Source organism: Bellilinea sp. (assembly GCF_034432615.1).
Taxonomy (GTDB): Bacteria; Chloroflexota; Anaerolineae; order Anaerolineales; family Anaerolineaceae; genus Bellilinea.
In genome coordinates this window covers 1-1,988 of record NZ_DAOUBL010000256.1, presented here as the reverse complement: position 1 = coordinate 1,988, position 1,988 = coordinate 1, and the positions used below count along the sequence as shown (strand labels likewise).

Annotated in this window: 2 protein-coding genes; both read right to left on the bottom strand. The window is 62.7% G+C overall.

Features of this window, described 5'->3' with window-relative positions:
- Positions 1-138: 138 nt before the first annotated feature.
- Positions 139-954 carry a hypothetical protein gene (locus VAE48_RS11150; RefSeq protein ID WP_322793403.1) on the bottom strand — a complete coding sequence of 272 codons (816 nt, stop codon included), beginning with the start codon at positions 952-954 and terminating at the stop codon, positions 139-141.
- Positions 951-1,988, bottom strand: a 1,038-nt coding sequence (locus VAE48_RS11145; RefSeq protein WP_322793402.1) for an adenylosuccinate synthase, incomplete at its 5' end; no start/stop codon positions are given. The genes VAE48_RS11145 and VAE48_RS11150, both read right to left, overlap by 4 nt.

Sequence of the window (1,988 nt, the reverse complement as noted above, 5' to 3'; positions counted from 1 at the left end):
TTTTTACATCAACTTTCGAATTTTCGTCCCCCTCCCGCCTCCCCCAAAATCGCCCCTGCGATTTTGGGGGAGGTGGGCTTTACCATTGTCTGGCGGCGTTCCCTTGAAAGGCGCAGGGCAGCGGATATTGATGGGAAATTACGGCGCCGGCGGTACGGGTGTTGAGGTGGGAATTTGCGTCCGGTCGAGCGACCAGACCTGCAAATCATCAAAACTGACCGTCAACGGCGGCTCGCCGGCGGCGCGCACGAACACCCCCACTGCGCCTTCACTCCACACCGGGTCACGTGCGGCAAAAAGTTCCAGGTCATTGACGAAGAAACGCATCTCCCTGCCGAACATCCACACCCCCAGCCGGTTTTCGGCCAGCGCGCCGGCCTGAATGCGGGGCGATTCGACCCAGTCCTGCACAATGACAAACGCGCCCTGCTGCACACGTTCCAGCCGCGAACGCCCGCCACAGGTGATTACCCAGCGGTAGTAATTCCACTCATCCGCTGCCCGCAGCAGCAAACCATATTGATCCTCCGCCTGACACAGGCTGACGCGGGCGGTCATTTCCAGATAAAAATCGCCGAAAGCGGGGGTGCGCCGCAGCGAAATCAGATAGGCGCGGCGGGTGGCAACCGCCAGGGTCAGTTCATCCACCCCGTAAGCAATGCTGCCGGCCGTCGTGCGGCTGGTCATCCAACCTTCGCGCGCGCTGAAATCATCCTCCAGCAGAATTTCATCTTTGCCCAGTTGTGGGGTTGGGGTGGGCAGAATTTGCCGGGTGGGCAGCGGTGTGCGGGTGGGGGTCGGCGGGAACCAGACAATGGTGGGCGTATGGGTGGGCGTGGGTTGTGAGGTCGGGGTTTCCACAACCGGCGCGCTCTGCCCGCCGGCCGGCAGACAGGCAGACAGTGCCCCCGCCAGCAGCAGCACAGCAGCAATCCAGCGGCGCACCTGCCTCACAGCGGAACGTCCACCACCTGCTCGCGCTCCGGGCCAACCGAAAGACGGCGCACCGGCACACCGCAAAATTCACTCAGCCGCTGCGCATAAACCCGCGCTGCTTCGGGCAGTTCCTGCCAGCGGCGCACCGAGGTAATTTCTTCTTCCCAACCCGCCAGTTCTTCGTAAACCGGCTCGTAAGGAGTCAGGTTGGCCGGGCCCAGCGGCAGTTCGTGCACCACCTGACTGCCCTGCTGGTAAGCGGTGCACAGGCGCAAATTGGTCAAACCGCTGAGGATGTCCATCTTGGTCACCATCAATTCGGTCACGCCGTTGACACGCAGGGCATACCGCAGCAACACCCCATCCAGCCAGCCGACTCGCCGCGGGCGTCCGGTGGTGGTGCCAAATTCATCCCAGGGGTTTTTGCCACTGCCGCGCAGACGTTCGGCGGTTTTGCCGAACACCTCGGTGGGGAAAGGCCCCGCTCCAACCCGGGTCTGGAAGGATTTGGTCACGCCGATGACGCGCTCAACCGGCACAATGCCCACCCCCAACCCCACCAGCGCCCCGGCTGCCGTGGCATAGGAACTGGTTACATAGGGATAGGTACCGTGATCCAGATCGAGCAGGGTGCCCTGCGCGCCTTCCGCCAGCACGCGTTTGCCCTGCTGCAAAGCCCGATAAACCAGCTCGCCGGTATCGGTAATGTACGGCGCCAGCTGCAAAGCCAGTTTGGCGTATTCGCGCGCCACCGCGTTTTCATCCAGCGGGTCAGCCCGATAGAGTTTGACCAGCATAGTGTTGATCTCTTCGACATGCTGTTTCATTTTTTTATAGAAGGACGAGGCGTCCAGCATGTCCTCCATGCGCAGGCCGTTGCGGGAAGTCTTGCCGGTGTAGGCCGGCCCAATTCCCCTGCCGGTGGTGCCAATCTGGGCCTGTCCGCGCGCGGCTTCCTGCGCGGCATCCAGGGCGCGGTGCGCCGGGGTGATCAGATGGGCAGCGTGAGAAATGCGCAGCCGTTCCGGGTTGGCCGCCACACCGGCAGCCTG